At 66.2% G+C, this 23,260-nt stretch carries 17 protein-coding genes; 9 read left to right on the top strand and 8 right to left on the bottom strand.

The annotated features are described in order from the left end of the window. Positions 1-155: 155 nt before the first annotated feature. Complete coding sequence (locus tag Q0082_RS14385) at positions 156-2,345, bottom strand: molybdopterin cofactor-binding domain-containing protein (protein WP_298193870.1); 2,190 nt, start codon at positions 2,343-2,345, stop codon at positions 156-158. A gap of 17 nt (positions 2,346-2,362) precedes the next feature. Next, complete coding sequence (locus tag Q0082_RS14380) at positions 2,363-2,866, bottom strand: (2Fe-2S)-binding protein (protein ID WP_298193867.1); 504 nt, start codon at positions 2,864-2,866, stop codon at positions 2,363-2,365. A gap of 295 nt (positions 2,867-3,161) precedes the next feature. Between Q0082_RS14380 and Q0082_RS14375 the strand changes: the two genes are divergently transcribed. The 3 genes from Q0082_RS14375 to Q0082_RS14365 are packed head-to-tail and all read left to right on the top strand — an operon-like array spanning position 3,162 to position 8,856. Next, on the top strand, positions 3,162-4,247 hold the full coding sequence (locus tag Q0082_RS14375) for an efflux RND transporter periplasmic adaptor subunit (protein ID WP_298193864.1): 1,086 nt from the start codon (positions 3,162-3,164) through the stop codon (positions 4,245-4,247). Beyond that, on the top strand, positions 4,247-7,441 hold the full coding sequence (locus tag Q0082_RS14370; protein ID WP_298193861.1) for a multidrug efflux RND transporter permease subunit: 3,195 nt from the start codon (positions 4,247-4,249) through the stop codon (positions 7,439-7,441). The genes Q0082_RS14375 and Q0082_RS14370 overlap by 1 nt, the downstream gene beginning before the upstream one ends. Then, positions 7,438-8,856: a TolC family protein gene (locus Q0082_RS14365; protein ID WP_298193858.1), complete on the top strand. Its 1,419-nt coding sequence runs from the start codon at positions 7,438-7,440 to the stop codon at positions 8,854-8,856. The genes Q0082_RS14370 and Q0082_RS14365 overlap by 4 nt, the downstream gene beginning before the upstream one ends. Here the strand turns inward: Q0082_RS14365 and Q0082_RS14360 are convergent. Further along, positions 8,853-9,764 carry a hydrogen peroxide-inducible genes activator gene (locus tag Q0082_RS14360; protein WP_298193856.1) on the bottom strand — a complete coding sequence of 304 codons (912 nt, stop codon included), beginning with the start codon at positions 9,762-9,764 and terminating at the stop codon, positions 8,853-8,855. The two genes, Q0082_RS14365 and Q0082_RS14360, sit on opposite strands and share 4 nt — an antisense overlap. A 116-nt stretch (positions 9,765-9,880) precedes the next feature. On the opposite strand from Q0082_RS14360, the gene Q0082_RS14355 reads away from it, so the two are divergent. From Q0082_RS14355 to Q0082_RS14345, 3 genes are read left to right on the top strand one after another with little or no spacing between them, the layout of a single operon-like run. After that, positions 9,881-11,593, top strand: coding sequence for an ABC transporter ATP-binding protein (locus tag Q0082_RS14355; protein ID WP_298193854.1), 1,713 nt, complete (start codon positions 9,881-9,883; stop codon positions 11,591-11,593). Between the two features lie 31 nt (positions 11,594-11,624). Next, positions 11,625-12,683 (top strand): HlyD family efflux transporter periplasmic adaptor subunit, encoded by a 1,059-nt coding sequence (locus Q0082_RS14350; RefSeq protein ID WP_298194191.1) that lies wholly within the window; start codon positions 11,625-11,627, stop codon positions 12,681-12,683. A 15-nt stretch (positions 12,684-12,698) separates the two neighbouring features. Then, on the top strand, positions 12,699-14,144 hold the full coding sequence (locus tag Q0082_RS14345; RefSeq protein WP_298193851.1) for a TolC family protein: 1,446 nt from the start codon (positions 12,699-12,701) through the stop codon (positions 14,142-14,144). 324 nt (positions 14,145-14,468) lie between these two features. On the opposite strand, the gene Q0082_RS14340 is transcribed toward Q0082_RS14345, so the two are convergent. Then, entirely contained in the window at positions 14,469-14,678 is a 210-nt protein-coding gene (locus tag Q0082_RS14340) for a hypothetical protein (RefSeq protein WP_298193849.1), read from the bottom strand. A gap of 311 nt (positions 14,679-14,989) precedes the next feature. Between Q0082_RS14340 and Q0082_RS14335 the strand changes: the two genes are divergently transcribed. Next, on the top strand, positions 14,990-16,249 hold the full coding sequence (locus tag Q0082_RS14335) for an amidohydrolase family protein (protein ID WP_298193846.1): 1,260 nt from the start codon (positions 14,990-14,992) through the stop codon (positions 16,247-16,249). Here the strand turns inward: Q0082_RS14335 and Q0082_RS14330 are convergent, their stop codons facing one another. Then, a complete protein-coding gene (locus Q0082_RS14330; RefSeq protein WP_298193843.1) occupies positions 16,250-17,056 on the bottom strand; it encodes an acetoacetate decarboxylase family protein in 807 nt (268 codons plus the stop codon). 127 nt (positions 17,057-17,183) lie between these two features. Between Q0082_RS14330 and Q0082_RS14325 the strand changes: the two genes are divergently transcribed. Both Q0082_RS14325 and Q0082_RS14320 read left to right on the top strand, forming a co-directional pair. After that, a complete protein-coding gene (locus Q0082_RS14325; RefSeq protein ID WP_298193840.1) occupies positions 17,184-18,071 on the top strand; it encodes a fumarylacetoacetate hydrolase family protein in 888 nt (295 codons plus the stop codon). Positions 18,072-18,113: 42 nt separating this feature from the next. Continuing rightward, positions 18,114-19,130 carry an AraC family transcriptional regulator gene (locus tag Q0082_RS14320; protein WP_298193837.1) on the top strand — a complete coding sequence of 339 codons (1,017 nt, stop codon included), beginning with the start codon at positions 18,114-18,116 and terminating at the stop codon, positions 19,128-19,130. Between the two features lie 24 nt (positions 19,131-19,154). On the opposite strand, the gene gabT is transcribed toward Q0082_RS14320, so the two are convergent. The 3 genes from gabT to Q0082_RS14305 are packed head-to-tail and all read right to left on the bottom strand — an operon-like array spanning position 19,155 to position 23,056. Beyond that, entirely contained in the window at positions 19,155-20,450 is a 1,296-nt protein-coding gene (gene gabT / locus Q0082_RS14315; RefSeq protein ID WP_298193834.1) for a 4-aminobutyrate--2-oxoglutarate transaminase, read from the bottom strand. Then, positions 20,447-21,856 (bottom strand): NAD-dependent succinate-semialdehyde dehydrogenase, encoded by a 1,410-nt coding sequence (locus Q0082_RS14310; RefSeq protein WP_366522569.1) that lies wholly within the window; start codon positions 21,854-21,856, stop codon positions 20,447-20,449. The genes gabT and Q0082_RS14310 overlap by 4 nt, the downstream gene beginning before the upstream one ends. Before the next feature lie 21 nt (positions 21,857-21,877). Further along, positions 21,878-23,056 carry a hypothetical protein gene (locus tag Q0082_RS14305; RefSeq protein ID WP_298193830.1) on the bottom strand — a complete coding sequence of 393 codons (1,179 nt, stop codon included), beginning with the start codon at positions 23,054-23,056 and terminating at the stop codon, positions 21,878-21,880. Between the last annotated feature and the right edge of the window lie 204 nt (positions 23,057-23,260).

Raw genomic sequence — 23,260 nt, 5'->3', positions numbered from 1 at the left:
TCGTCATTCCCGCGAAGGCGGGAATCCAGAGCGGCAGACGCAGCGCTTTGGGCTCTGGATTCCCGCCTTCGCGGGAATGACGAAGGCACCGGTCGGCACACTACGGGCAAACTACGTCACCCCGGGCTTGATCCGGGGTCCCGCTTCCCGCTCGCTCAGGCCTTCGCCTGATCCTTGATCGGCAGCGAGCGCACCCGCTTGCCCGTCAGCGCAAACAGCGCGTTGGTGAGTGCAGGCGTCGCCGGTGGCAGACCCGGCTCGCCAATGCCGCCCATCTCCGCGCCGCTGTTGATGAAGTGGACATCAACCGTCGGCGCGTTCGCCAGCTTCAGCACCTCGTAGTCGCTGAAATTGCTCTGCAGAACCGCGCCCTTGTCGAGCGTGATCGCCTCGCCGATGCCGGAGGAGAGCCCCATCACCAGTCCGCCAAGGATTTGCCCCTCGGCGGCGGTCGGGTTCACCACCATGCCGCAATCGACCACGGCCCAGGCCTTGTGGACCTTCGGCGTGCCGTCTTCGGCGAGCGAGGCTTCGATCACCTGCCCGACGATGGTGTTGAAGCACTCGACGACCGCCACGCCCCGCGCGCGGCCCGGTTCGAGCGGCGAGCCCCAGCCGCTGCGCTTTGCCACTTCCTCCAGCACGGTGCGGTGCCTCCCGGGCTTGAGGTGCTTGAGGCGGAACTCGACCGGATCGGCGCCGGCAAGGTGGGCCAGTTCGTCCATGAAGCTCTCGGTCGTGAACCCGTGCTGCGTCGCATTGACCGAGCGCCACGCGCCGACGGTCTGGTTCGAGACCTGCTTGAAGTGGCGCCGCGCAACGGCGGGCACGTCATAAAAGAACGGAACTTCGCGTAGGCCGTCTTCCGGCTGGGCGAAATCGTTGCGCCATGCGGTGATCTTGCCATCAGGCCCAAGCGCTGCCGTCAGCTTGGCCGAGCTCTGCGGGCGGTACGCTCCTTGCGAGACTTCCTCCTCGCGCGACCAGATCAGCTTGACCGGAAAGGGCACCTGCATGGCCACCCGTGCCACCTGATCGACGATCTCCATATACATCGGCAGGCGGCGGCCGAAGCTGCCGCCGATCAGCATCGGATGGAACGTGACCTTGTCCGCGCCGAGGCCCGCCGCACTGGCTGCCGCCGCCTTAGCGCCGAGCGGATCCTGCATCCCTCCCCACACGTCGAGGTGCCCATCCTTGTAGTGCGCGGTCAGCGCAAAGGGCTCCATCATCGCGTGGTGGAGGAACGGCATCTTGTAGTCGGCGTCGAGCAGCTTCACGTTATCGGCCTTGAGCGCGGCATCGACATCGCCTTCGCCCACGGTCTTGTCCGGCTTGCCATCGGCGCGCAGCTTGTCCTGCTCGGCAAAGATTGTTGCCGTGGACATCAGACCATGCCCACCATCGCTGAACTTGGGCGCCAGCGCGCGCGCACCTTTCAGCGCCTGCCAGTAGCCCTTGGCGACCACGACGACAGCGCTTTCAAGGTTGATGACCTTCTCGACGCCGGCAATCGCCAGCGCCGGCTTGGGATCGACGGATTCCAGCTTACCCCCGCGCACCGGCGCCGCGATCACCGTCGCCACCCGCATGCCGGGCTTGATCACGTCCATGCCATACTGCGCGGTGCCATTGACCTTGGCGGGAATGTCGAACCGCGGGATCGACTTGCCCATGTGCTTGAAGTCTTTGGGATCCTTCAGCGCTACCTTGGTCGAAAGGCTGCGGGTCGCCGCCTCGGCCGCCAGTTCGCCATAGCGCAGCGACTTTCCGCTCTTGGCGTGGACAACCTTGCCGTCCGCCGTCGTCAGCTCGTCCGCCGGCACGCCCATGCGCCCCGCTGCGGTTTCCATCAGCGCGGCCCGCGTGCCCGCGCCGAGCACGCGCAGCCCCTGCTGCCCGGTAAAGCGCAGCGCCGAGGAACCGCCGGTGATCTGCAGGTTCATCTGCCGCGCCACCATGCCGAGCAGCGACATCGGCATTGCGCCGATGATGCCGGGATAGCCGCTCATCTCGGAAAGGAAGCCCTTGCCGAGCACCGCGTTGGCAAACGCCGCCTCCGCTGGCGCCGAGACGACCGAGAGCTTGCTCCAGTCGGCATCAAGCTCTTCGGCCAGCATCTGCGCAAGGCCGGTGTTCGAGCCCTGCCCGATATCGGTGTGCGGCGAATAGATGGTGACGGTGTCGTCCTCGCCGATGCGCAGCCAGGTGCCGAAGTTGTGCCCGCCCTTGCCGTCGGTCAGCTTGGCTGCCTGCGATTTGGCCGAGCTGTCGCCATACTGGACCGCGAAGATGCCGCCGCCGACCAGTGCCGCGCCGCCAATCAGGAATGTTCTGCGGATCATGCCCATGTGCTTGCTCCTCAGGCCGGGTTGGTGGCGGGCGTGGCGGGGGCCGCGGCAGGCGCTGCAGCCGTGCCGGCCACATCGTGAATTGCGGCGCGGATGCGGGGATAGGTGCCGCAGCGGCAGATATTGGTCATCGCCGCATCGATGTCGGCATCGGTCGGCTTGGGCGTCTTCGCCAGCAGCGCGGCCGCCGCCATGATCTGCCCCGATTGGCAATAGCCGCATTGCGGCACCTGATGCGCGATCCACGCCTGCTGCAAGGCTGTCAGCGTGCCATCCGCGCCGGAGAGGCCTTCGATGGTGGTGATCGACTTGCCCGCCACATCGCTGATGGGAACGCTGCAGGAACGCATGACCTCGCCATCGATATGGACACTGCAGGCCCCGCAGGCGGCGATCCCGCAGCCGAACTTGGTGCCGGTCATCCCCAGCTCCTCGCGAATCGCCCAGAGCAGCGGCGTGTCCGGCTCGACCGCAAAGCTGACCGGCTTTCCGTTAACCTTTGCCTCGATCGCCACGTTAACCACTCCCCAGCATGCAGGCACCAGCCTGCGTGTCGCAATAGGTCGCTTTTAGCAACGGATTTGCGCCTGCGCCACTGGCAAGACTAATCTTGCCTCTTTGAGCCATTCTTGCTCCCTCCGACTCTGCTCTCGTCGCTGCACCGCAGCAACGGTTGCTTACATACCGGCGTGCCCATACTTAGGTTACGTGCGCCGAATCATCCTCCCCCCCCTTCTCGCAACTGCGGCGCTCGCCGCTTGCTCCCCATCAGCCCCGCCGCCTCCGCCCAAGCCCCACGTTTCCGTCGCCGTGCCGCTTAAGCGTCAGGTGGTCGATTGGGACGACTATGTCGGCCGGTTCGAGGCAGTACAGGACGTCGAGATCCGCCCGCGCATTTCGGGAACGGTGGTCAGCGTGAACTTCCGCGAGGGCGTCGAAGTGTCGAAGGGTCAGGTGCTCTTCACTATCGATCCGCGCCCCTATCGCGCCGCAGCCGAACAGGCGCGCGCCGATCTCGCCAAGGCGCAGGCCGCCCTCACCAACGCCCGCACCGAACTGGCCCGCGCGCAGAAACTCGTCGATGCGCAGGCAATCAGCCGCGAAGAGTTCGAGACCAAGGAAGCGAACCTGCGCAGCGCCGTCGCCGCCACCGGGGCCGCCCGCGCCAGCCTTGAAGCGAAGACGCTCGACCTGTCCTTCACAACGATCCGTTCGCCAATCAGTGGCCGGGTCTCGGACAAGCGCGTGTCGATCGGCACCTATGTGGCCGCCGGGCAGACGGTGCTGACCCGCGTCGTCACGGTCAATCCGATCCGCTTCGCCTTCGAAGGCGCGGAAACCTTCTACCTCAAGTACGTCCGCCAGGCGCAGGCCGGTGAGCGCGAATCCTCGCGTTATGCCCCCAACCCGGTGGACATCAAGCTGGCGGACGAGACGAGCTACCGTTGGCACGGCCTCATGAAGTTCGTCGACAATGCGATCGACCGCAATTCCGGCACAATCCGCGCCTTTGCCGAGGTGAGCAATCCTTCCGGATTTCTCGTCCCCGGCATGTTCGGCCGCGCCCGCCTGCTGGGCTCGGGCATGTACAGCGCGCTGCTTGTGCCCGATGAATCCATTGTCACCGACCAGACGCGCCGCTTCGTCTATGTGATTGGCAAGGACGGCAAGACAGTGCAGCGCAATGTCGAAACCGGGCCGCTGGTCGAAGGTCTGCGCGTGATCAAGACCGGCCTTGCGCCGACGGAGAAGGTCGTGCTCGATGGCCTTGCGCGGCTCCAGCCGGGCATGGACGTCGATGCCAAGGTCATCCCGCTGAAGCCCCGCGCGGCGGCGGATTCCCCTGCCTCCAACGCCATCAAGGCACCTGCTGCGGCCGAGGCGACGGCCAAGTAATGCGTCTGCCGCATTTCTTCATCGACCGTCCGATCTTCGCGGCGGTGCTGTCGATCCTGATCGTCATCGTCGGGGCGATCGCCTATCCTTCGCTGCCCGTCGGCCAGTATCCGGAAATCGCGCCGCCCACCGTGGTCGTCTCGGCCAACTACCCGGGCGCGACCGCCGAAACGCTTGCTGAAACCATCGCCGCCCCGCTCGAGGAATCGATCAACGGCGTCGAGAACATGATCTACATGCAGTCGTCCTCCACGGGCGACGGCAATGTCTCGATCACCGTCACCTTCAAGGCCGGCACCAACGTCGATCAGGCACAGGTGCTGGTGCAGAACCGCGTCGCCACGGCAGAGCCGCGCCTGCCCGAGGAAGTGCGCCAGATCGGCGTGACGGTGCGCAAGAACTCGCCCGATCTCCTCATGGTCGTGAACCTCTACTCGCCCGACAAGTCGCTCAGCCAGCAGTATGTCTCGAACTACGCGACCTTGCAGGTGCTCGACCGGCTGAGCCGCATTCCCGGCGTCGGCGGCGTGCGCATCATCGGCGGGCGCGATTACAACATGCGCGTGTGGATCGATCCCGATGCCGCCGCCAGCCGCAACCTTACGGTGGACGAGATCATTGCCGCGATCCGTGCCCAGAACGCGCAGGTCGCCGCAGGCTCGGTCGGGCAGCCCCCGTTCAACCAGGGCGGCACTGCGTTCCAGCTTGGCATCCAGACCACCGGACGGCTCACCACCACCGACGAGTTTGGCGATATCATCATCAAGCGCGACGACGAGGGCCGGCTTACCCGCTTGCGCGATATCGCGCGCATCGAGCTTGGCGCGCAGGATTACGGCACTAACGCCTATCGCGACGGCTACCCCTCGTTCGGTCTGGCAGTCACCCAGCTTCCCGGCTCGAACGCACTCAAGACGGCCGCGGCGGTCGATGCCGAACTGGCCGAGCTCTCCAAGTCGTTCCCGCCCGGTCTCGTCTACTCGGTGCCGTTCCACCCTACCGAGTACATCAGCGCCTCGATCGAGGCCGTGCAGCACACCCTGCTCGAAGCGATCGTGCTCGTCGCGCTGGTGGTGCTGGTGTTCCTGCAGAGCTGGCGCGCCTCGATCATCCCGATCCTCGCGATCCCGGTCTCGCTCGTCGGCAGCTTCGCGGCGATGGCGGCATTCGGGTTCAGCCTCAACAACCTCTCGCTGTTCGGCCTTGTCCTTGCCATCGGCATCGTCGTCGACGACGCGATCGTCGTGGTCGAGAACATCGAGCGCCTGATGGAGGAGGAAGGCCTTTCCCCGCGCGAGGCTGCGCACAAGACGATGGATGAAGTCTCCGGCGCGCTCATCGCCATCGCGCTGGTGCTCTGCGGGGTGTTCATCCCCACCGCCTTTATCCCCGGCATCTCGGGCGCGTTTTACAAGCAGTTTGCGCTCACCATCGTCAGCGCCACCGCGATCTCGGCCTTCGTTTCGTTGACCCTCTCGCCCGCGCTCGCCGCGCTGATCCTCAAGCCCCGCGATCATGATGAAACGCCATGCCCGAAGGGCTGGCGCGGCCTACCCGTCCGCTTCGCGCGCGGCTTCAATCAACGCTTCGAAACGCTGTCGCAGCGTTACGGCCGCCTCACCGCGCGGCTGGTGCGCTCGCTGGGCATGATCGGCGTGGCCTATGTCCTGCTGCTCGCCATCGCCGGCTGGCGGTTCTACGAAACGCCCACCGGCTTCATCCCGGCGCAAGACCAGAGTTACCTGATCGGCGTCGTCCAGCTCCCGCCGGGCAGCTCGCTCCAGCGCACCGACGAGATCGTGCAGGCCGCCGCCAAGATCGCGCGTGACAACCCGGCAGTGAAGGCCACCATTGCCTTCGCCGGTTTTGACGGCGCGACCTTCACAACGGCTCCCAACGCCGGCGCGATCTTCATCACGCTCAAGGATTTCGACCACCGCAGCGTTTCTGCCGATCAGGTCGCGAACGAGCTGCGCAAGGCCTACGGCAGCATTACCGCGGGCAATGTCATCGTCGTGCCGCCGCCTCCGGTGCGCGGTATCGGCACTGGCGGCGGCTTCAAGATGATGATCGAGGATCGCTCCGGCGCCGGCTATGCCGCGCTCGAAGGCGCCGCATTCAAGATGATGATGGCCGCCAATCAGGAGCCCGGGCTCAATTCGGTCTTTACCACCTTCAACACCAAGACCCCGCGTCTCAAGGCCGATATCGACCGCGAGCGCGCCGAGCAGATCGGTGTGCCGGTGGAGCGCGTGTTCTCCACGCTCGGCACCTATCTCGGCAGCACCTACGTCAACGATTTCAACTTCCTCGGCCGCACCTTCCGCGTAACGGCAGAGGCGGACGCGCCCTACCGCGACGATATTGGCGATATCCTCCGCCTCAAGACGCGTGCTTCTTCGGGGACGATGGTCCCGCTCGCAGCGGTGATGACGCTCAAGAACGATAGCGGTCCCTACCGCGTCGTGCGCTTCAATCTCTATCCCGCTGCCGAACTTCAGGGCGATACCACGCGCGGCTTTTCCTCGGGCCAGTCGCTCATCACGATGGACAAGCTCGCCAAGGCCAACTTGCCCGCCGGGTTCACTTATGAATGGACCGAGCTTGCCTTCCAGCAGCAGCAGGCGGGCAACACCGGCAGCCTCGTCTTCGGCCTCGCAGTTGTCTTCGTATTCCTTCTGCTTGCCGCGCAGTATGAAAGCCTTGTGCTGCCTTTGGCGGTGATCCTGATCGTGCCGATGTGCCTGCTTGCCGCCATCGTCGGCGTCGGCATCATGGGGCGCGACAACAACATCCTGACGCAGATCGGTCTCGTCGTGCTGATCGGCCTTGCCGCCAAGAATGCGATCCTGATCGTCGAGTTCGCCCGGCAGGGCGAAGACGACGGGCTGGAACCCCGCGCCGCGGCCGAACGCGCCGCACACCAGCGCCTGCGCCCGATCCTTATGACCTCTATTGCGTTCATCCTCGGCACCCTGCCGCTCGTGATCGCCACCGGCCCCGGCGCGGAAATGCGCCAGGCGCTCGGTATCGCGGTGTTCTTCGGGATGATCGGAGTGACCGGCTTCGGCCTTCTCTTCACGCCCTCGTTCTACATCATCAGCCGCAATTTCGGTGAGCGCGTCGGGCGCTGGCTGCGCCGCAAGCCGAAGCCCGCGGCCGAGCTTCCTGCCGCTCCGGAGAGCGAGGCATGAAGCGTCTTGCCGCCTTGCTCCCTGCGCTGATCCTCTCGGCCTGCGCGGTGGGGCCGGACTACCAGCGTCCTGCCGCGCTACCGCCCGAACAAGTGCGCCTCACCGAAGCGCTCGAAAACGGCACGGTCACGCCCTCGCCGCTGCCGGACCAATGGTGGCAGCTGTTCAAGGATCCCGAGCTGGACCGCCTCGTCACGCAGGCGCTGGCCAAGAACACCGATCTGCGCATCGCCGCCGCCAATCTCCAGCGGGCCCGTGCGGCACTTGCCGAAGTGGGCGCCGCGCGCCTGCCCACGTCGACCACCAGCGCACAGTACAGCCACAGCCGTCAGGTCATCCCCGCATTCGGGCGCGCGATCACCAACGATTTCTTCACCGTGGGCTTCGACGCATCCTACGAAGCCGATCTCTTCGGCGGTGTCAGCCGCTCGATCGAGGCCGCGCGCGCCGATGCAGCGTCCGCGCAAGCCGCCGTCGATGCCGCGCGTGTCTCGGTCGCCGCTGAAACCGCACGAGCTTATGCTTCGGCCTGCGGATTCGGCGAACAGGCCGATGTCGCGCGTGAGACCGAGGCGCTGCAGGCCCGCACGCTCGATCTTACCGAGCGCCGCCTTGCCGCAGGACGCGGCACCCGCGCCGAAGTCGATCAGGCGACCGTTCTCGTCGAACAGGCCCGCGCGCAAGTCCCGGTGTTCGAAGCTGAACGCCGCGCCGCACTCTATGCGCTCGCGGTTCTCACCGGCGATCCCCCCGCCGCAATCCTCGACAGCGCTGCCGCCAAGTGCCGTGCCGTACCTACCGTAAGCGAACCGCTACCTGTCGGTGACGGGCAGGCGCTTCTCGCCCGCCGCCCCGATGTGCGGCAAGCCGAACGCGCGCTCGCTGCCGATACCGCGCGCATCGGCGTCGCAACTGCCGCGCTCTATCCCTCGATCACGCTGCTTGGCAGCGTATCCCTGGGCGCCACGCGCTTCAGCAATCTCGGCAACTCGGGCTCGGTCGGTTATTCGGTCGGCCCGCTGATCAGCTGGAACTTCCCGCTGAATGGCGCGGCACGCGCCCGGGTCGAGCAGAGCAAGGCAGTGGCCGAAGGCTCGCTTGCGCGCTTCGACGCTGCGATCCTCAATGCGCTCAAGGAAGCCGAACAAGCCCTCGCCCGCGCCGGCGGCGCCACCTCGCGCGAAGGCGCCCTGCGCCGCGCGATGACTGCCAGCACCGACGCCGCCCGCCTCTCGCGCACTCGCTTCGACTACGGGGCGGACAGCTTCCTCCAGTTGCTCGACGCCGAACGCCAGCGCGCGCAGACACGCGCCGCGCTGGCGCAAGCCGAGGCCGACCGTGCGGACGCCCAGATCAGCGTGTTCAAAGCGCTCGGCGGCGGGTGGCAAGCACCCCAGGCCCCGGCGCAACCCTAACCCAGCTCTCGCTCGAGCATCCGCCGCGCCGAGCGCTGAACGTGTTCTGCGATCACGCGGAACGCCGCTTCCATGCTCGTGCCGCGGCGCCAGGCCAGCGCCACCGAGCGGTGCGCGCGCCAGCCCTCGACATCGACGACCGCAAGCCCGGATAGCCCGCCCACATCGCTCTGCAGATAGAGCCGCGGCAGCACGGTGAGGCCAAGGCCGGAGGCCGCCATCATGTGAAGGCTGTCAAGGCTCGTGCCCTCGTAGTCAGGGCTCAGTGCCATGGCGTGCGCCTCGGCGATTTCGCGCGTCTCGCGGTGCAGGTGGTGGCGCGTGTCGAGCGAGAGCAGCACCTGCCCCGCCAGCGCCGCCGGCGCCACCGGCCCTTGCGCCAAGGGGCTGTCCACCGCCACCACCAGATCGAGCGGCTCGCGGAACAAGGGCTCGATCTCAAGATCATCACCCCGGATCGGCAGCGGCCCCAGCATGACGTCAAGCTCCCCGCGCGAGACCTGCAGCGCCTGCTCGTCCGGTATCCCCTCGCGCACATAGAGCCTGAGGCCGGGCGCGGCGCGGTGGAGATCGGCGATGATCGGCGAAAGCAGGTAGGGCCCCAGCGTCGGCGTCGTTCCCATCCGCAGCGTGCCGGTCAGCCCCGTCGCCGCAGAGCGCGCCAGTTCCTCGATCCCGCGCACTTCGCCGAGAATGCCGCGCGCCTTGGAGACGATGCTGCGCCCGATCGGGGTCAGGATCGCGCCTGTGGTCGAACGCTCCAGCAGCCGCACCCCCAACCGCTCCTCCAGCGCCTTGACCTGCTGGCTCAGCGCTGGCTGCGAGACATGGCTGATCCGCGCCGCCTCGGCAAACGAGCCCTCATCCGCGAGCGCGACGAGATACTGCAGCTGGCGGACCGTGATCATCGGGGGATATAACCACAGCCTATAGCTCACAGACAAGAGTTGTAATTGGCGCTGCAGCGCACAATGTCCTAGATACGGTCTACCGGTATCGGATCACAGAGCTCTCAGGGAACTTCATGGCGGCACCATCGCGGGTCGAACTGCGCGACGCAATACGCTGGCTGGCCGAAATCATCGGGCCGGACGCCGGCTATCTGCGGCTGGCGGCGGTCTATGGCATTGCCATCGGCCTGCTGTCGCTCGCCACCCCCATCTCGGTCCAGCTCCTGATCAACAGCGTGGCCTACACCGCGCTCCCCGCGCAGCTGTGGACGCTGGCGGGCCTGCTCTTCACGCTGCTGTTCGTGGTGGCGATGCTGAGCACGCTGCGCGTCTACATCATGACGCTGTTCGAGCGCCGCCTTTTCGCCCGCATCGTCGCCGAAATCACCATTCGCGCCGTCCACGCGCGCGATCCCTTTTTCGGAGACGCGCGCCGGGCGGACCTGTTCAACCGCTTTTTCGATCTCACCGTGGTGCAGAAATCGGTGCCGAGCCTCCTCATCGGCGGCTTCACCATCGTCCTGCAATCAGCGGTGGGTCTGATAGTCACCAGTTTTTACCACCCCTTCTTCCTCGCCTTCAACGTGGTGCTGCTGCTCGCGCTCCTCGTCATCTGGCTGCTCTGGTCGCGCGGCTCGATGACCAGCGCGGTCGCGCTCAGCCACGCCAAGCACGATACCGCGCGCTGGCTCGAAAGCGTCGGCGGCTCCAACGGCTTCTACAAGTCGAGCCGCCATGTCGGCTTCGCGATGGACCGATCGGAGGCGATGACCGCCAACTATATCAGCAAGCACAAGGCGTATTTCCGCTACAGCTTTGCGCAGACGCTGGCCTTCTTCATGCTCTATGCGACCGCCTCGGCGGCGCTGCTGGCGCTCGGCGGAAACCTGATCCTCGGGGGCGAGCTCACCATCGGCCAGCTCGTCGGTGCCGAGCTCATCCTCTCCAGCGTGTTTTACGGCGTCGGCCAGCTCGGCTGGTATCTCGACACGTTCTACGATCTCGTCGCTTCGTGCGAGGAGCTTTCGCTGCTCTATGCCATCACGCAAGAGAAGCTCCCGCGCCCCAGCACCCAGGGCCCGCGCGACGGCGCGATTGCGCTGCGGGATGTGAAGCTCGGCGAAACGCACCTCAACTTCTCGCTTGCTGCCGGCGAACGCCTCGTCACCGTGCCCGAGCCCGGCGTCGAACGCACGCTCTCGATGCTGCTCAAGCGCCACGTCGCGCCCGAACACGGCCTTGTCACTGTCGGCGGCTCGGATCTCGGCGGCCTCAACATGTACATGCTGCGCTCCGAGATCATCGTCCTTGACCGCCCGACGATCGTCGAAGTCACCATCCGCGAATACCTCAATCTGGCGATCTCGGATGCCACATCCGAAAGCATCCTCGATGCGATTGACGCCGTCGGCCTCAGCGAGCGCATCGCCAGCCTGCCGGAAGGGCTCGATACGCCGCTCGCCTCGTCCGGCTGGCCGCTCACCGTGGGCGAGGTGATGGAATTGAAGCTCGCCAACGCGCTCCTCGCCTGCCCCAAGGTGCTCGTGCTGGCGCCGGTGTTCGATGTCATGCCGCCCGCCCAGCTGTTCGGCGTGCTCGAACGCCTCAAGGCAGCCGGCACCACCGTGCTCCAGTGCACCGCGCGCCCCGGCGCCTTTTCGCTCGATGGCTGGCTGTGGCTTGGCCGCCAGCAGCAGATCCGCTTTGCGTCCGCCGCCGAACTCGCGGCCCATGTCAAGGAACGGGAAGACCGGTTGAAGGGAGATGGGCGTGCCGTATCGCCTTGAGCATATCGATCATTTCCCGACGCTCGCGGGCATGAAGGCGCCGCGCGTGGTGGTGATCACCGCCTGGCTGGTCGCGCTCGCCATCACCGCCGCGGCGCTCGTCATGGCCTTCGTGCCGTGGGTCCAGACCGCCAACGGCGATGGTCTCGTCGTCGCGCTCAATCCCGATGATCGCGCCGCCGATGTATCCAGCCTCGTCTCCGGGCGCATTACCGAATGGTACGTCAAGGATGGCGAGCAGGTGAAGGCCGGCCAGCCCATCGCGCGCGTCGTCGATCTCGATCCGGACTACCTCACCCGCCTCGCCGCCGAACGCGCGCAGATCGAGGCCGAGATCGCCGCCGTCACGCAGTCGCGCGCAACCGCCCAGCTCGATGTCAATCGCGCGTCGGCGCTGTGGCGCGAAGGCCTCATCGCCCGCCGCGATGTCGAACTGGCGCAGATCAAGGTGGCCGAGGGCGGCGCCAAGCTCGCCGAATCGCGCGCCAAGCTCCAGCGCATCGACGTCCAGCTCGCCCGCCAGTCCTCGCAGGTCGTCCGCGCGCCCCGCGATGGCCGCATCCAGACGGTCAACGCCGCGCTCAGCGGCGGCGTCGTCTCGCCCGGCTCGATCCTCGCCACCGTCGCCCCCGAAACCGCAACCCGCGCCGTCGCGCTCTATATCGACGGCCGCGACATCGCGCTGGTCCGCCCCGGCCAGCAGGTCCGCCTCGAATTCGAAGGCTGGCCCGCGATCCAGTTCAGCGGCTGGCCCTCGGTCGCACAGGGTATCTTCGATGGCCGCGTCCGCGCGGTCGATCCAACCTCCAACGCGGGCGGCCTGTTCCGCGTCCTTGTCGAACCCGCACCCGGCAAGAAGCCCTGGCCAGACCTGCGCTTCACCAAGCTCGGCGCCAAGGTGCGCGGCTGGATCCAGATGGAAACCGTCCGCGTCGGCTACGAACTGTGGCGCCAGCTCAACGACTTCCCGCTCGAATTCAGCAAGGACATCAAGGATTCGATCAGCGGCAAGGGCGCCAAGGGCGGCGACGACTACGGCGTCTCGAAGGACGAAGATGCCACGGTGCGCAAGGCCGGCAAGCCCAAGTGACGGGGCCTGCCTGACATGCGCGTGATCCGTCCCCTCCTCGCGGCGCTCGCGTTAGGCTGCGCATGGCCGCTCGCCGCGCAGACTTCGCCCGAGCTTGCACCGGCGGCAATTCCCGCCTCCGGCCCGCTGACGATTGGAGAGGTCCTCGCGAGCTCAGCCTTGCAGGCACCGCAGATCGTCGAGGCCATGGCCCGCGTCCGCCAGGCCGAAGGCCGCGCACTGTCGGCCGAAGGCGCATTCGACACCGTGTTCGATATCGACGCGCAGAGCCGCGTCCTCGGCTACTATTCGGGCTCCTATCTTGAAGGCAAGGCGAGCCGCCCGCTCACGCAGAACGGCGGCTCGATCTACGGCGGCTACCGCGTCAGCAGCGGTACATTCCCGATCTACGAGGACAAGGCCTACACCGACCGGCTCGGCGAGCTGAAGATCGGCGGCCTGTTCTCGCTCCTGCGCGACCGCGCCATCGATGAGCGCCGCGGCCGCATCGCCATCGCCGCGCGCGATATCGACGCCGCGCGGCTCGAACGCGAGATGGTCGCCATCGGCGTGCAGGCGCGCGCCGCCGCCACCTACCAGAACTGGGTCGCCGCCGGCCTGCGCCTCAAGGCCTATCAGGCGCTCCTCGATCTGGCCGAACAGCGCCGCGCCGGCATTGCGCGGCAAGTCCAGCTGGGCGCCCGCCCGGCCATCCTCCTCACCGAGGCCGATACCAACATTGTCCGCCGCCGCGCGCTCGTCGTACGCTCCGAACAGGAATTCGGCGCCGCCGCCAACGCGCTCTCGTTCTTCTACCGTGATGAGAACGGCGAGCGCATCGTCCCCGGCCCCGAGCGCCTGCCCGCCAGCCTCCCCGGCTTCAAGCCCACGCGCCCTGGCCAGCCGATGGACCGCCCCGATGTCCAGACCCTCAGCGCCCGCCTCGCCCAGTCCGAACTCAAGCTCGCACTCGCCGAAAACGAACTGAAGCCCCGCCTCGATCTGCGCGGCGAGCTATCCTACGATGTCGGCGCTACCGGCCCCGGCGGCAAATCGCGCGACGGCGAGGAAGCCATCGTCGGCGTGCGCTTCACCGTCCCGCTCCAGCGCCGCAGCGCCAAGGGCAAGATCGCCGAGGCCCGCGCCGAAATTGACGGCCTGCGCACCCGCCAGCAACTCGTGCGCGAGCAGATCGCGGTCGAGGTCAAAGGCATCGCCATCGCCGTCGACGGCGCCGCCAAAACCGCCCGCCTCGCCGACGACGAAGCCCGCCTCGCCGACGACCTCGCCGCCGCGGAACGCCGCCGCTTCGACCTTGGCGCGAGCGACTTCTTCCTGCTCAACATGCGCGAGGAAGCCGCCACCGACGCCCGCGTGCGCCTGCTCGATGCACAGGCCCGCGCGGCGCTGGCAGGCATAGACCTCGCCGGCGCCACCGCCGATCGCGCGGCGCTGGGTCTACCGGACGGGCCATTGCCGTAAGCCTCCGGCGGGCAAGGGTTATCACCCTTGCATCCCCTTGGCGTCTCGAGCCAAAGCCCGAACGCCGCAACAAGCTCTGAAGCCCCTCCCGCATGCGGGAGGGGTTTGGGGTGGGCTCTCGCGGCTCACACAGCATCAGAGCAGCCGCCACAACCATCACCCCCGAGTTTCACGCGCGGTCCCGGTTCTTCGCCACAACCCGCCGTATGCCGAGGAAGCGGGACCCCGGATCAAGTCCGGTGTGACGGCCGGTTTTGGGTAGCAGTACTTAAAGGCCGGAAGGCAGCTATTGGGTGGAAAGCGGAAATGGGTCGGTTGATCTAATCAGTCCCGCTCAGCCAAGTCAGGATACGCACGACCGACAGGAATGATGAATGCCTCATTCAACTGGCGGAAAATGTCGCCAAGCCTTTTTGCCAAAGCCCTCCGTTCGGTTTCGTCCGAAACGTCAGAGATCACTACATCGATTTCGCCAAGAAGGGGGTCAAGCGCCAGCACTGCGTCAATCAAGCGTTTTGCTATCTGTTTTTCCATTCGCACAGGTTTGCCGAACCTAGCTCACGACCGCAATGGGGGTGCTAGCTGAATGACCGCGATTGCTCTGAAACCATCCAAAGCAGCCCCCCGCCGCCCCGTACTCCGCAGCCAAGCATCCCCCCGACGCCTCTGTCCTACACGCCGACACTGCGGTACACTGCGCGCATGACCAGAAACCCGCGCAATTCTGCCACTCGCACGCCTCGCCGAGCCGGGAGCACACCCGCCGGAAGCGCCCTCCGGAGTTTTCCCTCAGGACTGTGTCAACTGTGTCAACCTGACCTGAATTCGAACGGGGAGCGCCGCGCATGAAAGCCTTGACCTCGACTGCCCTGGCACTGGCTCTCGCCTTCCCCGCCACTGCAAACGCCGAACCACAGCGCACCCTGCTGCGCCCCGCGCAAGTCTTCGATGGCACCGATCCTGCACCCCACCCGGGCTGGCAGGTGCTGGTGGAGGATGGCCGGATCGCCGCCGTCGGCCCCAACCTCACCGTCCCGCCCGGCACCGCGACCATCGACTTGCCCGGCCAGACGCTCATGCCCGGCATGATCGAGGGCCACGGCCACTTGTTCCTCCACCCCTACAACGAAACGCCGTGGGACGATCAGGTCCTCCACGAGCCGCTTGCGCTGCGCACCATCCGCGCGGCCAAAGCCGCCGAAACCACGCTGCGCGCGGGCTTCACCACCGAGCGCGATCTCGGCACCGAAGGCGCAGGGTACGCCGATGTGGGGCTCAAGAAAGCCATCGACAGCGGCCTCACCCCCGGCCCGCGCCTCCTCGTCGCCACCCGCGCCATCGTCGCTGAGGGGGCTTATGGCCCCAAGGGCTTCGAACCCGGCGTCGCGGTCCCCCAGGGCGCCGAGGAAGCGAGCGGCGTCGAAGGCGTTGTGCGCGCGGTGCGCGGCCAGATCGCCGCCGGGGCAGACGTCGTGAAGCTCTATGCCGATTACCACTACCGACCGGGCGAACCGAGCCTGCCGACCTTCAGCCAAGCCGAAATGGACGCTGCCACCGCCGCCGCACACGATGCTGGCCGCACCGTCGCCGTCCACGCCGTGACGGCGGAGGGCATGCGCCGCGCCATCGCCGCCGGGGTCGATACGATCGAACACGGCGATGAAGGCACGCCAGCCGTGTTCAAGGCGATGGCCGCCAAGCGCATCGCCTTCTGCCCCACGCTCGCGGCTGGCGAGGCCATCGCCCGCTATCGCGGCTGGACCGATCCTGAACACCCGCCCGCCGGAGTCGCCGAAGGCCGCACCGCCTTCCGCGCCGCGCTCGCCGCCGGGGTTCCGATCTGCATGGGCGGCGACGTCGGCGTCTTCGCCCACGGCGAAAACATGCGCGAAATGACCGCGATGGCCGCCGAAGGCATGAGCCCCGCAGCCGTCCTCATCGCCGCCACTTCGGGCAATGCTGCGGCCTTCCACCTCAAGGATCGCGGCGCGGTGAGGACTGGTCTTCTTGCCGATCTGATCGCCGTGGAGGGTGACCCAACCCGCGACCTCACCGCCCTTCACTCCATCAAACTGGTGATGAAGGGAGGTGCGGTAATGCGTTGATCAGGCGAGATTGTTGCGCGCCAAAGTCGTCCCCGCCCGCCATGAGACGCCGACTTCGTGCCAGTACCCGGCGATCTTCTCCTGCGGCGCGATATCGAGCAGTTCCTCGACCGGGGAATCGAAGTAGGTGAGGTCGAAGTCGCCCTTGAAGCAGCGCCCGAAGTCCACGTCGTAGCTCGACATCGTGACGACTTCGTCGAGGCTCTGGGTTCCGTCGGTTTCTATGGCGGGCATCCAGCGGTTGTGCACCATCGGCAGACCGTTGACGAAGCCGGGCTTCTCCGCCGTCTCGGTGATCGTGAAGCGCCCTTCCGCGAGCCGCCGGTCGAACGCCGCCAGCGTCACGCCGAACATCCCGCCCGGCTGGAGGCGCGGCCCCGCCTTGCCAACGTAGACCGGGCGGCTCATCTGGATCGAACCGAGCTTCTTCGGATAGCCCTGATGCTGACCGCGCAGCATGGCGAATTCCTTGTCCACCCAGATGTAGACGCAGCGCGACCAGGTCTTGCCCTGGAACTGGCAGCGCACGACGATGAACATCTCCTTGTACTGCACCCGCACCGGGTCGAGGATCTGAGCGGGATCGTCGGAGGTCGATTGCCAGTCCGCCCAGATCGCCGCGACGGCGCCGGGGTCTTCCTCGGCCAGCGTGAAGCCTTCGGGCAGCAGCGCCGCGATCTTCGCGGGGTCCGTGCGGTATTCCAGCGTGATGAGCTCGCCAGAATAGTGCCACGGCACCGGCGGCACGATGCTCGCCTTGCCGGTCGGCGTGCGCGGATAGAACAGGCCCTTCAGGTTGCTCATCATTACCTCGTCTCGATGCGTGTCAGTGCTTCTAGCGCGCTTCTCCGGCCAAGCTTGGCCGCAGCGGCCAATGCCTGTGGCGGCCGGGCGCGCTAGGGGCTAGATCAAGCAAGTATCAGAGGGCCTCACCATGACCACCGAATACCGCCGCATCCTGCTCGATGGCTACCCCATCCTGACCACCCGCCACGGTGACGAACTCGTCACGAAGGATGGCCGCAGCGTGGGTGTTGACGAAGCGGTACACCTCGCGCCCTGCAACCCCAGCAAGATCATCTGCGTGCACCTGAACTACGAAAGCCGCGTGAACGAGTTCATCACCAAGCTCCCGCCTGCGCCCACCTATTTCCACAAGCCGATCACGGCGCTCAACACCCACAAGGCCGCGGTCGTGCGGCCCGAACGCTGCAAGTACCTCAACTACGAGGGCGAGATCGCCATCGTCATCGGCCGCTCGTGCCGCAACATCTCACCCGAGGAAGCCGCAGACTACATCCTCGGCTATTCGGTCGCCAACGACTACGGTCTCCACGATTTCCGCGATACCGACGCAGGCTCGATGCTGCGCGTGAAAGGCTCGGACACGCTCTGCCCGATCGGCCCCGGCCTCGTGACGGGCTGGGATTTCCGGAACAAGCAGATCCGCACCTTGGTCAACGGCGAGGTCAAGCAGGACGGCAATACCAGCGAGATGGAGTGGGACATGCACTACCTCGTCGCCGATATCGCCCGCACGATCACGCTGGAGCCAGGCGACGTGCTGCTTTCCGGCACCCCCGCCAATAGCCGGCCCGTGCAGCCCGGCGATGTCGTGGAAGTGGAAGTCGAAGGCCTCGGCAAACTCACCAACACGATCGTCCACGGCCCCACCCCGATCCGCGACGATTGCGGTGCTCAGCCGACCGAATCCGAGGAAGTGATCTCCACCGCGATGGGCGGCGATTGGGAATTCCGCGGCATCCGCGCCGCAGGCGGCCAGGGCGCCGCGTTCTATGAGTCAGCGCTCGACAAGAAGTAGCGGTGCCTTGCCAGTACCGGCGCGGCTGATAGGCTGGGCCCCATGGCCGAGCCAAAGATCGCCGCGCAGTTCCTGCGCCATGTGGCCAATTGTGTCGAGCTGACCGGTCATTCGGCGGCAGGCCTGCTTGCGCGCATCGGTGTGACGCGTGAGGTTCTCGAGGACCCCGACGGCCTCATCCCGCTCGCGCATTTCATTTCGTTCTTCGAGGATGCGGCGGAGCTGGTGCGCAACCCCCACTTCGGGCTCCACACCGGGCGCCTTGCCGGTTCGGAAAGCCTCGGCCCGCTCAGCTTTCTGTTCTTGAGCGCGCCCGATCTGCGCACGGCCTTTGCGAGTTTCACCCGCTATCTCTCGACCATGCAGCAGGCGAGCCGCAACCACTTCGCCGATGAGGGCGGCTGGGCGACCTTCACCTATCAGGTGCTCGACCAGTCGCTCACCCGGCGCCGGCAGGATGCCGAATATTCGATCGCCGCCATGTTCAATCTGGCGCGCCAGTTCACCGGGGGCGATGTCGAACTCAGCGAAGTCCGCTTCGAACACGAACGCGTTGGCGATTACGCGCGCTACCGCGACTACTTTGGGTGCGACGTGTTCTTCGAGCAGGACTGCAACACGCTCACGCTCGAAGACCGTTACCTTGGACTGCGCGGCCGGGTGCTCAGCTCGAGCCTCCATCCGATCATCGAAGAGCACCTCCAGCGCCTCGCGGGCCGCGGAAGCGATGCATCGCTAGCCGAACAGGTCAAGACCATGATCGAAGCGGCGCCGTTCGATGCTCCGCCAAGCCTTGCCGATGTGGCGCAGCAGCTGGACCTGTCGGTGCCCACGCTCAACCGCCGCCTTGCCGCCGAAGGCAGCGGCTGGCGCGCGCTGGTGGCAGCCCACCGCATGGAAACCGCCGCGCGCCTGCTGCGCACCAGCCGCCGCAACGTGAGCATGATCGCGCTCGACGTGGGCTTTGCCGAAAGCGCGAGCTTCACCCGCGCCTTCGCCCGGCATTTCGGTCTTTCCCCCGGACGTTACCGCAAAGGTGAGCGTCTCAGCGAAAAATAGGGACAGTCCCTCTTTCCAATATGGTTAGCCGGCCACCCGCCGCATCAGGCCGGTCAGTCGGTCCATCGCCTCGCCCAGCAGGTCATCCGGCATGGTCAGCGCTGGGAGGAATCGCACGACATTGCCGCGCATCCCGCAGGAGAGCAGCAGCAGCCCGTCCCTTGCACCTTCCTGCACGATGGCCTTGGTCAATTCCGGATTGGGCCGATCAGGGTCGCCATCGTGGACCAGTTCCATCGCGACCATCGCGCCGGGCCCACGCACATCACCGATCACACGCATGCCGCCCTGCTGCAGCGCGCGTAGCGTGCCCTTGATCGTGTCGCCGATGGTGACGGCGCGTTCGCAGAGGTTGTCCTCCTTGATGATCTTGAGCACTTCGAGCCCAGCTACACAGCCTAGCGGCGAGCCGCCGTACGTGCCGCCGAGCCCGCCCGCATCGGGTGCATCCATGATGTCCGCTCTGCCCATCACGCCCGAGATCGGGAAGCCTCCCGCCATGGCCTTGGCGATGGTCATGATATCCGGCGTCACGCCCGTCGCCTCGCGCACCCAGTCCATGGCAAAGAGGCGTCCGGTCCGCGCAAAGCCCGACTGGACCTCGTCGGCAATCAGCAGGATGCCATGCTTGTCGCAGATCGCGCGCAGCGCGCGGAAGAAGGCGTAGCTCGCCGTATAGAAGCCGCCCTCGCCCAGCACCGGCTCGAGCACGATGGCCGCCACTGCACTCGGCTCGATGGTCGAGGCGAACAGCGCATCCAGCCCGGCCACCGCCTGCTTCTCGTCAAACCCATGATAGGGGATCGGGAAGCGCGTGTGGAACACATCGCCGGGCAGCGGGCCGAACCCGGCCTTGTAGGGGAGTACTTTGCCCGTCATCGCCAGCGTCAGCAAGGTGCGGCCATGATAGCCACCCTGGAACGTCACGATGCCGCGCCGCCCGGTCGCCATGCGCGCGATCTTCACTGCGTTTTCGAGTGCCTCGGCACCGGTCGTCAGGAAGATCGTCTTGACCGGCCCTTCGATGGGCGCAGCCTCGTTCAGTTGCTCGGCGAGCGAAATGTAGCTCTCGTAGGGTGTCACCTGGAACGAACAGTGCGAGAACTGATCGAGCTGCCGCTTCACCGCCTCGACAATGCGTGGGTCCGAATGACCAGTGTTGCATACCGCAATGCCGGTCGCGAAATCGATGTAGCGGTTGCCTTCCGCGTCAAACGCTTCGGCATTCACGCCGCGCTCGAAGAAGCGCGAATGGATCGAGGAGACCCCGCGCGGCACGGCGGCTTCGCGGCGGGCCCAAAGCTCGGTGTTGCTGGTCATGCGCCAATTCCTCCCATGAGGCAGTATTTGAGTTCGAGATATTCATCGAGGCCGTGGCGCGATCCTTCGCGCCCCATGCCGGATTGCTTGATGCCACCAAACGGCGCGACTTCGGTTGACAGGATGCCGTCGTTGACGCCCACCATGCCGTACTCGAGGCCTTCCATCACTCGCCAGAAGCGGCCCACATCTCGGGCGTAGAAGTAGGCAGCGAGGCCATAGGGCGTATCGTTCGCGAGGCGCACGGCGTCAGCCTCGTCGCTGAAGCGGATCAATGGCACGACAGGGCCGAAGATTTCGGACGTGGCAATCGCCATGTCACCGCGCACGCCGGTGAGCACCGTTGGTTCGAAGAAGCCCGCACCCGCATTCGAACGATTGCCGCCCATGAGCGCGGTCGCGCCACCAGCCAGGGCATCGCGCACGAGGCTGTCGACCTTTTCCACTGCCGCCGCATTGATCAGCGGCCCGATGGTCGTGCCCGGCGCGGCGCCGTCACCGACCACCAGCGCGGCGACCTTGGCGCGGACCTTCTCGACAAAGGCATCGTAGACACCTTCCTGCACCAGCACGCGGTTGGCGCAGACGCAGGTCTGCCCGGCGTTGCGGAACTTCGAGGCCATCAAGCCATCGGCTGCGGCATCGAGATCGGCATCATCGAACACGATGAAGGGCGCGTTGCCGCCGAGCTCGAGGCTGAGCCGCGTCACATTCTCGGCCGCCTGCGCCATCAGGATCTTGCCGACGCGGGTCGAGCCGGTGAAGCTCAACTTGCGCACCTTGGGATGACGGCAGAACAGGGTTCCAACACCTGCCGGATCATTGGAAGGGGTTACACGGAACAGGTCTGCGGGAATGCCGGCCTCGCGCGCCAGCGTCTCCAGCGCGAGCGCGGACAGCGGCGTCGCTTCGGCGGGCTTGACCACGATCGAGCACCCAGCCGCGAGCGCCGGGCCGACCTTGCGGGTGATCATCGCAATCGGAAAGTTCCACGGCGTGATTGCCGCGCAGGTGCCCACCGGCTGCTTGATCGTCAGCACGCGCTTGCCGTTCGCAAAGGTCGGCACCGTCTCGCCATAGGCGCGCTTGGCTTCCTCGGCGAACCATTCGATGAACGAAGCGCCATAGGCCACCTCGCCCCGCGCCTCCGCCAGTGGCTTGCCGCATTCGGCGGTGATCAGCGCGGCGAGCTCTTCCTGCTGCTCCATGATCAGGCCGTACCAGCGGCGCAACACCGCCGCGCGCGCCTTGGCGGTTTCGGCGGCCCACGCGGGGCGCGCGGCATCCGCAGCATCGATGATCGCGCTGATTTCCGCAGCAGCGTAATCGCGCACGGTCGCGATCAGCGCGCCAGTGGCGGGGTTGTGGACAGCAAGGCCGGTGCCTTCGGGCACGGTTTCAAACACGAACAAGTCTCCGGGCAAAAATCAGGTTGCAGGCAGCGCGGATAGCGCTTGATGTCTGCGAATGGGAACAAGCAGCAAGGCATAGCTGACGACAAACAGCGCGACGCACAGCAGCTCCGCCGAACGATAGCCGCTGCCATCGAGAAGCTGCGCCGCGATCAGCGGGCCGCCGCCAAGGCCGATCATCTGCATCATGATCGCGAACGACATCATCCGCCCGCTCTCGTCGAAATCGCAGACGCGCCCGAGAATGAACGGCAAGACGAAGTTCCACAGCACGTTGAAGCCGCAGACGCCCACCACGAACAGCATGAGGCTGGGCCTGCCGATGAGCAGCGCGATACTCGCCGCACCCGCAAGAATGCCGAAGGCGATCGCGCCATTGCGGTTGACCCGTCCGGCGAGGAAAACCGAGGCGAGCGCGCCGCCGACTGCAAGGATCTGCGAAAGGAACAGGGCATCGGCCACCGACTGCTCCGCCAGCCCTGCGCCTATCCCCACAAGGAACAGCACTGCCCAGGCGATCCCTTGCGCGACGTTGTAGGCGAGCACGCCGGCCAGCGCGACGACCAGTAGCGGCGTTGCCAGCTGCCGCGCCTCCGGATTGACCATTTCCTCCGCCGAATAGGCATGCGGCAGGAATGGCAGGGTGCCGAGCGCGGCGAGCGAGAGCACGGCAAAGCCGATGAACATGGCATCGAGGCCATGACTGCCCAGAAACTCGGGCAGATACCACAGCCCGAACGCGCCATACGTCAGCAGCAGAGTGAGATAGAGCGCAAGGTTGCGCTCGGCGCGGATGGTGACGCCGACGAAGGTGAAGCTGATCGAGGTGATTGTCCCCTCGCCAAGTCCGGCAACAAAGCGCGCCAACTCGAAGCGCCCACCCAGCGGTGCAGCGAGCGAGGCCAGATCACCCGCCGCAGCGACGAAGAGCCCGCCGGCGACGACCCAGCGCCAATTGATCCGCGTACCCCACACCGCCATGATGATCGTAGCCAGCGCAACGCCGAGCATCTCGACGCCCGCCAGATTGACCGCAGTCGCCTCGTCTACCTTGAGCTGCGTGACATAACCCTGCACGATCCCGGGCTGGATGATGAACGAGAGCACGCCGATCGTGCCGAGGATCACCGCACAGAGGATCGCAGGCCAGCCATTGACGTCAATGTCGCGCCGAACGGGCGTTGCTGTCGCCATCTGCAATGTGTCTCCCCGTCTGTCTTCGGTGCCCTTGCATGGCAGGAGCGCGCCCGCTTGGCAGGATCGGACATTCCGGGGGCTGCGTCCATTCCCAAACCCACGAATTTTTTGATCATGATTTGATGATTTGGATCAATATCATACAAGGCCGAATCGCTTAGCCTCGGCTCACGACAAGAAGTCCACGAGTGCCCGGGGAGA

It is taken from the genome of Novosphingobium sp., assembly GCF_027489515.1.
GTDB lineage: Bacteria > Pseudomonadota > Alphaproteobacteria > Sphingomonadales > Sphingomonadaceae > Novosphingobium.
This window is presented reverse-complemented; position numbering and strand designations above follow the sequence as displayed.

Coding starts and splice junctions, on each gene's coding strand:
- Q0082_RS14330 (WP_298193843.1), bottom strand. CDS start 17,056: ATGATGAGCAACCTGAAGGGCCTGTTCTATCCGCGCACGCCGACCGGC.
- Q0082_RS14305 (WP_298193830.1), bottom strand. CDS start 23,056: ATGGCGACAGCAACGCCCGTTCGGCGCGACATTGACGTCAATGGCTGG.
- Q0082_RS14370 (WP_298193861.1), top strand. CDS start 4,247: ATGCGTCTGCCGCATTTCTTCATCGACCGTCCGATCTTCGCGGCGGTG.
- Q0082_RS14345 (WP_298193851.1), top strand. CDS start 12,699: ATGCGCGTGATCCGTCCCCTCCTCGCGGCGCTCGCGTTAGGCTGCGCA.
- Q0082_RS14340 (WP_298193849.1), bottom strand. CDS start 14,678: ATGGAAAAACAGATAGCAAAACGCTTGATTGACGCAGTGCTGGCGCTT.
- Q0082_RS14350 (WP_298194191.1), top strand. CDS start 11,625: ATGAAGGCGCCGCGCGTGGTGGTGATCACCGCCTGGCTGGTCGCGCTC.
- Q0082_RS14360 (WP_298193856.1), bottom strand. CDS start 9,764: ATGATCACGGTCCGCCAGCTGCAGTATCTCGTCGCGCTCGCGGATGAG.
- gabT (WP_298193834.1), bottom strand. CDS start 20,450: ATGACCAGCAACACCGAGCTTTGGGCCCGCCGCGAAGCCGCCGTGCCG.
- Q0082_RS14365 (WP_298193858.1), top strand. CDS start 7,438: ATGAAGCGTCTTGCCGCCTTGCTCCCTGCGCTGATCCTCTCGGCCTGC.
- Q0082_RS14320 (WP_298193837.1), top strand. CDS start 18,114: ATGGCCGAGCCAAAGATCGCCGCGCAGTTCCTGCGCCATGTGGCCAAT.
- Q0082_RS14325 (WP_298193840.1), top strand. CDS start 17,184: ATGACCACCGAATACCGCCGCATCCTGCTCGATGGCTACCCCATCCTG.
- Q0082_RS14355 (WP_298193854.1), top strand. CDS start 9,881: ATGGCGGCACCATCGCGGGTCGAACTGCGCGACGCAATACGCTGGCTG.
- Q0082_RS14335 (WP_298193846.1), top strand. CDS start 14,990: ATGAAAGCCTTGACCTCGACTGCCCTGGCACTGGCTCTCGCCTTCCCC.
- Q0082_RS14385 (WP_298193870.1), bottom strand. CDS start 2,345: ATGATCCGCAGAACATTCCTGATTGGCGGCGCGGCACTGGTCGGCGGC.